This is a genomic window from Microcystis sp. M49636_WE2 (assembly GCF_030065375.1).
In the GTDB taxonomy this organism is placed as follows: domain Bacteria; phylum Cyanobacteriota; class Cyanobacteriia; order Cyanobacteriales; family Microcystaceae; genus Microcystis; species Microcystis aeruginosa_C.
Window position 1 is genome coordinate 1 of the sequence record NZ_JASJFG010001060.1, and the last position, 5,597, is coordinate 5,597.

Consider the following 5,597-nt stretch of genomic DNA (forward strand, 5'->3'; position numbering starts at 1 on the left):
AACAGGTCGGTCGTGTTACCTACAATAGCGTTAGGGGGCAAAAAGCCGAATCCATCAATACAATTCGTCGTGTTACAAGCGACAAAATCCAGTCCCGCTCCGTCTAGGGATAGCACCGCCTGACCCGTTACAACAACACCACCAGCAAGAATGCTATTGAGATAAGAACCTATCAACGGAAGAGCGGGGGCGGGAGAGCCGTTAAAGGTGGTATTACTGATAGAACTGACGAATACCCTGTTGTTATCTGGTTGCAGGGTTCCGTCCACCGTCGCAGTGATCGTTCCTGCGCTGGAGGTGTAGGAAAAGTTAAAAGTTGCGGCACTGGCAACCGGTGCGAGGGTGGCGGTGGCTACCGTGGCGAGGGCGACGGAATAACAAAGGGAACTTTTAAGTGGCATAGAATACATTGTTTAGCTAAATTCTCCCAAATATTACCCCCCCCCCGCGATTTTGTCAAGGTTTTTGTAATTTATATTTATTATGCTTTATCTAGCTATTGATTACTCGATTCGGGATTTAGAGCGATCTCCCAAGAGAGCGGCGAAGTGGTGCGCTTTTCTGGGGTGCGGGGAGCGATCGGTAAAATTGGCATACACTATAATTATCAGAGCGATCGATGTTTAAGTAGGTAGGCGTTAAAAATTATCAGATGCCCCCCTTATTAAGGGTGATCCCCCCGCCTATCGGCACCCCCCTTATCAAGGGGGGCAGGGGGGATCGGCACCCCCCTTATCAAGGGGGGCAGGGGGGATCGAACCTAAAATCCATTTTTAATTTAATTATAACCAGCTACTTATCTAAGTTAAAAACAACAATAAAACTAGCGATCGATGGGCGTGATCAGTAAAGTCAAATTACGAGAGTTTTGGGAACGCCACTCGGACGCAGAAGAAGCTCTTAGGGATTGGTATAACTTCGCTAGTAAGGCTAACTGGAAAAATTTAGTAGAGGTTCAAGGTCGCTACCCGAAGGCGGAGGCGGTGGGAAATTTTACAGTTTTTAATATCAAGGGAAACAAATACCGTTTAATCGCTGACATCAATTATTCTCGTCAAACCATTTTCGTTAAATATATTCTAAGTCACGCTGAATACAATAAGGAGAACTGGAAAAATGATCCCTACTTCTAATCCATTAACCTATGGTGATTTACTATTGCAGTATCAACCGAAACCGATTAATAACTCCCAAGAATACGAGCGATTTTTAAGCATAATTGAAGGGATGATGTCACGGGAGTTAAGCAAGGACGAAGGACTATTATTCGATTTATTGGTGTTATTAGTGGAAGAATACGAGCGGAAACATTATCCGATCGCCCGAACAAATCCTACCGCTACGTTAGAATCGTTACTGGATGAATTCGATATCGATAGGGAGTGTCTTGTGGATATTTTCGGCGATCGGGATAGAGTAGAATCGGTGATAGGGGGGAAACAGGCGATCGCTCCCTCTCAAGCCGAGTCTCTAGCCGAATTTTTTAATCGTTTAAGTGCGAAACTGGCGTTAAGCGCCCGTGATTTTCTCTTGTAGCCTCGCTTTCCCTCGGGGACTGGGGGGGAAGACCATATAACAAATCCTTACTTTCTTCATAACTTTAGATTAATTAAGATAATGTTACAAAACTTTATGAAAAAGCCGTAGTATGATAATTTACGCCAGTAAAGCGAACACAATAAGGAGCAACACCCATAATGCAGTCGGCCGAGATGTTGCTGACAGTCCCCAAAGAGTATTTAAAAGCACCGGGGGGCTTCAACCCAAACGTTACCATGTTTTTCAGTGCCTTGAGCCTAATAACCCTATCTACCTGTGGCTATTGGCTATGGTCCTGGCCTGACTGGATTTGTTTTAGTGCTAATGTCCTCGCTTTACATTTATCGGGGACAGTTATCCACGATGCCTCTCATAATTCTGCCCATAGTAATCGGCTATTTAATGCTATTTTAGGTCATGGCAGTGCTTTAATGCTCGGTTTTGCCTTTCCAGTCTTCACTAGAGTCCATTTACAGCACCACGCTCACGTTAACGATCCCGAAAATGATCCGGATCATTTTGTCTCCACTGGCGGCCCTTTGTGGATGATTGCGGCCAGATTTTTTTATCACGAGATTTTCTTTTTTAAGCGGCAACTCTGGCGGAAATACGAACTGCTGGAATGGTTCCTCAGTCGTCTTTTTGTGGCTACCATAGTCATCGTCGCCTGTCAATACGGTTTTATCAGCTATGTGATGAATTTTTGGTTTGTTCCTGCTTTAGTGGTGGGAATTGCCCTCGGTTTATTTTTCGATTATCTCCCCCATCGTCCTTTCCAAGAGCGTAATCGTTGGAAAAATGCCCGCGTTTACCCCAGTCCCCTGTTAAATCTGCTGATTTTAGGGCAGAATTATCATCTCGTGCATCATCTCTGGCCGTCGATTCCCTGGTACAAATACCAACCGGCATACTATGCCACTAAACCGCTTTTAGACGCAAAAGAGTGTGAACAGTCTTTAGGTTTACTGCAAGGTAAGAATTTCTGGAGTTTCCTCTACGATGTCTTTTTGGGGATTCGCTTTCACTCCCATTCTTCTAAATCTAGCTCATAGCAGTTATCGTAATGGTGAGGTACAAGGTTTCCGTTTTGGGAAGTCGGTGGTCGATTTTATGAGAAACTCTGTATCTGTAATGGTTTCTTTGTCAACTTGATTTTTTTAAGGAGGATTTTATGGGTCAGCATTGGGGAAAAGCCTTAATTTTAACAACAACTTTCTTGACAATTAACATCGATTATGCTAGGTCTTTAACCTTTGGTGAGGCCGTGGGTATTGGAGCGGGGGCCTTGTTAATCAACCGGGCGGTACAGGATAATAGACAACGTTATCGATTTGTGCCACCAGAGCAAGAATTTCAGCGCGGACTAGAGGACGGGTTTAACTTTGCCCGCTATGATAATCCGCGCAATTCTAGAGACTACGATGACGGTTTTATCGAGGGAAGAAGACGGCGGGAGTCGGGTTGGTCCAGTCCCAACCGGAGAGGTTGATTATTTTTTTGGTCTGCGTCCCACTTCGGCGGTTTCTTGAATGGAAAAGATCCTCAATTTACCGTCGATGGGAGCGACTTTAGCCACTGCTTCCGATGCCACTATATAGTTATCACCCTCGGTGTTGGTAATATTGATTACCCGCTCGCGAGTGATAATCGCCATCTCCTCATTAGCAAGAATATCCACGTCCCAATTCTCAGAAAGAACCTCTATACTTCTAATATTTTTGTAGGATTCCTCTAAAAATATTTTATGTTCCGTGATGCCATTTAACTCAAAAATTTCGGTACTAGCATCGGTTTTAATGGTCAATTGCGAGGAAATAAACGGGGCATAGTGTTTGAGGATTAGGGCGATATTTTTATCTTTAATAGCGGTTTCAATGTCTTGAATCATTGCTTTAATTTCCGCTTCCTTGATTGTTTGTCCCCCATCGCGATTACTCGATTGTTTCACCGGCACTATCGAGGGATTAGCGTGGACAAAAGGGGGGGAGATGCTGGGGAGAAGGGATAAACCGAGCAATAGAACAATTAATTGGGGAGAACGCATAATTTAATAAACTTGGTAAATTCAACCCGAATCATAGCATTTTCTCGTTACCGAATAAATCCTCAAGCTGAAAGTCCCCGGTTAGGGAAGCTAACAGAGCAAAATTCTGGCTGTGCAAAGTCTAGGTTGATCCTTTAGCTATTTTTGGCTTGATATTTCCAGAATAACAGGGGTATGATCGCTAGGTTTTTCTTGTTTTCTGGGTTCTCGATCAATCAGACAATTAACGGCTTTTTCGTATAGCTGAGGAGTTAAATAAAGATGATCGATTCGCCAACCTCGGTTACGAGCAAAACCGCCGCTGCGATAATCCCACCAACTATAATGTCCTGGGTCCGATGTGAATTTTCTAAAGGCATCTTGTAAGCCAATTTCTAAGACCTTTTCTAAAGCTTCTCTTTCTTTAGCTGAAGACATGATATGATTTTCTTTGCCTTTGGGATCATAAATATCTTTATCTTCTAAGGCAATATTAAAATCTCCGCAGATACATAATTCTTCAGGTTGAGAATTAATAATTTTATCTAGATATTTCCTAAGAGTTTCTAACCATTTAAGCTTATAGATATACTTGTCACTATCTAGGGAAGAACCATTAGGAACGTAGAGATTAATAATCCGAATATCGCCGATTACTCCAGTAATTAGCCGTTTCTGTTCGTCTAGTTCTCCTGTTAAATTTTCGCCGATAATGGGACTAAATCCCACAGTGATATCCTCCATGGGTTTCTGGCTAAAAATCGCCACACCATTATAGGATTTTTGTCCAGAAATATAGAGATGATAACCCAAAGATTCAAAAGCTTCTCTGGGAAAATCTCGATCGATTACCTTGGTTTCTTGCAAGCATAAAACCTCAACGGGATTGAGTTGTAACCAGTTAATTACCTGCTCTTGTCGGCTGCGAATCGAGTTGACATTCCATGTGGCGATTTTCATAGCTAAAAACCGAGAATTTTTCTCACACTTCCTCAGCAAAACTACTGCGACGCACAAACTCAAAGGGACCGGCGATCGAACCCCAGACTAATTGATCGGTTTCGGGATCTAAACCGCGATCAACGCTAATTAATCCCCGTTCACTAATTTCAAAACTATTATCCAAATAAGTCATTCTATCTTTGCGAAAGACTAAACATTGTTTACCCGGTTTCACCACCCCTTTAAAACTGTTACCTGTCCAAGTGACATTCATATCACAACCCGCCATCGGTTCTAATAGTTCTAAGCTGAGATTTTTGAGACGCTGGGGTTCTCTAGAAGCACCAAAAAAGTTAGCTTCCTCTTTAACTTTAAAGTTTTCTAGTTCAATATGGTCATCGACTACCGACAATTTAAATACTCGCAAACGATAGGGAGTATTGAGCATAAAATCGTAGGCCTGCTCTAAAAATAAACTGGTTCCCCCCAGTAATTCATCGGGTAAAGGACGCATACACACGCGAATATGGGCGAAAAAAGGCGGATTAGCAAAAGCTTGTTCTTGATTACTAAAATCCGCCGCCATCCAGCGTGCTAGGGTTTTTAGATCCGTGGGATGAGTCATAGTTTTTGAGATGTGAATGGCTATTAGCTATCAGCCATCAGCTAGTTAATTGCTCTGATAAGTTTTCACCGATTACTGATAACTATGCCCCGATAATTGTTATTGTGCAATTACTTTAATTTCTATATCGGCACTAACTTCGGGATGGAGTTTGACTTGTACTTTATAGACTCCTAATTGACCGATATCGGGGACGGTAATACCACGGCGATCGATTTCTAATTTAGCATTTTCTAGAATAACCGTGGCCACATCTTGACTGGTGACAGTACCAAAAATTGCCTCATTTTCACCCACCTGTTTAGGGATGGTGTAGGGACTGAGTTTTTCGATCGCAGTTTTTCTGGTTTCCGCTTCTTGTTTTTCAGCGAGGAGACGTTGACGCTCTTTTTCTTTCCTAAATTCTGCCTGTTTAATCGCGCCCTTGGTGGCTAAAACGGCCACACCTTGGGGGATAAGGTAATTGCG

The 5,597-nt window shown here is 42.8% G+C and carries 9 protein-coding genes; 4 read left to right on the forward strand and 5 right to left on the reverse strand.

Annotated features, from left to right (window positions below):
• Positions 1-401: PEP-CTERM sorting domain-containing protein (locus PX484_RS24575; protein ID WP_288106034.1), on the reverse strand; the 401-nt coding region annotated here is incomplete at its 3' end.
• 432 nt (positions 402-833) lie between these two features.
• Here PX484_RS24575 and PX484_RS24580 point away from each other — a divergent pair.
• From PX484_RS24580 to PX484_RS24595, 4 genes are all read left to right on the forward strand, one after another.
• The gene (locus PX484_RS24580; RefSeq protein ID WP_287766830.1) at positions 834-1,133 is read left to right on the forward strand and encodes a type II toxin-antitoxin system HigB family toxin; all 300 of its coding nucleotides are present in this window, start codon (positions 834-836) and stop codon (positions 1,131-1,133) included.
• Entirely contained in the window at positions 1,117-1,536 is a 420-nt protein-coding gene (locus PX484_RS24585) for a helix-turn-helix domain-containing protein (RefSeq protein ID WP_002800633.1), read from the forward strand. Before PX484_RS24580 ends, PX484_RS24585 begins: the two co-directional genes overlap by 17 nt.
• 161 nt (positions 1,537-1,697) lie before the next feature.
• Complete coding sequence (crtR, locus tag PX484_RS24590; protein WP_002800634.1) at positions 1,698-2,591, forward strand: beta-carotene hydroxylase; 894 nt, start codon at positions 1,698-1,700, stop codon at positions 2,589-2,591.
• A 119-nt stretch (positions 2,592-2,710) separates the two neighbouring features.
• Positions 2,711-3,028 carry a hypothetical protein gene (locus PX484_RS24595; protein ID WP_002782546.1) on the forward strand — a complete coding sequence of 106 codons (318 nt, stop codon included), beginning with the start codon at positions 2,711-2,713 and terminating at the stop codon, positions 3,026-3,028.
• Here the strand turns inward: PX484_RS24595 and PX484_RS24600 are convergent, their stop codons facing one another.
• The 4 genes from PX484_RS24600 to rplI all read right to left on the reverse strand — a co-directional run.
• The gene (locus PX484_RS24600) at positions 3,029-3,583 is read right to left on the reverse strand and encodes a hypothetical protein (RefSeq protein WP_002800635.1); all 555 of its coding nucleotides are present in this window, start codon (positions 3,581-3,583) and stop codon (positions 3,029-3,031) included.
• 138 nt (positions 3,584-3,721) lie between these two features.
• Entirely contained in the window at positions 3,722-4,522 is an 801-nt protein-coding gene (gene xth / locus PX484_RS24605; protein WP_287766828.1) for an exodeoxyribonuclease III, read from the reverse strand.
• 22 nt (positions 4,523-4,544) lie between these two features.
• Positions 4,545-5,129: a chromophore lyase CpcT/CpeT gene (locus PX484_RS24610; protein WP_045358415.1), complete on the reverse strand. Its 585-nt coding sequence runs from the start codon at positions 5,127-5,129 to the stop codon at positions 4,545-4,547.
• 99 nt (positions 5,130-5,228) lie between these two features.
• Positions 5,229-5,597, reverse strand: a 369-nt coding sequence (rplI, locus tag PX484_RS24615; RefSeq protein ID WP_288106039.1) for a 50S ribosomal protein L9, incomplete at its 5' end; no start/stop codon positions are given.

Excerpts from the sequence above, each read along its gene's own strand:
- PX484_RS24595 (WP_002782546.1), top strand. The coding sequence starts at position 2,711 with ATGGGTCAGCATTGGGGAAAAGCCTTAATTTTAACAACAACTTTCTTG.
- PX484_RS24585 (WP_002800633.1), top strand. The coding sequence starts at position 1,117 with ATGATCCCTACTTCTAATCCATTAACCTATGGTGATTTACTATTGCAG.
- crtR (WP_002800634.1), top strand. The coding sequence starts at position 1,698 with ATGCAGTCGGCCGAGATGTTGCTGACAGTCCCCAAAGAGTATTTAAAA.
- PX484_RS24610 (WP_045358415.1), bottom strand. The coding sequence starts at position 5,129 with ATGACTCATCCCACGGATCTAAAAACCCTAGCACGCTGGATGGCGGCG.
- PX484_RS24600 (WP_002800635.1), bottom strand. The coding sequence starts at position 3,583 with ATGCGTTCTCCCCAATTAATTGTTCTATTGCTCGGTTTATCCCTTCTC.
- xth (WP_287766828.1), bottom strand. The coding sequence starts at position 4,522 with ATGAAAATCGCCACATGGAATGTCAACTCGATTCGCAGCCGACAAGAG.
- PX484_RS24580 (WP_287766830.1), top strand. The coding sequence starts at position 834 with ATGGGCGTGATCAGTAAAGTCAAATTACGAGAGTTTTGGGAACGCCAC.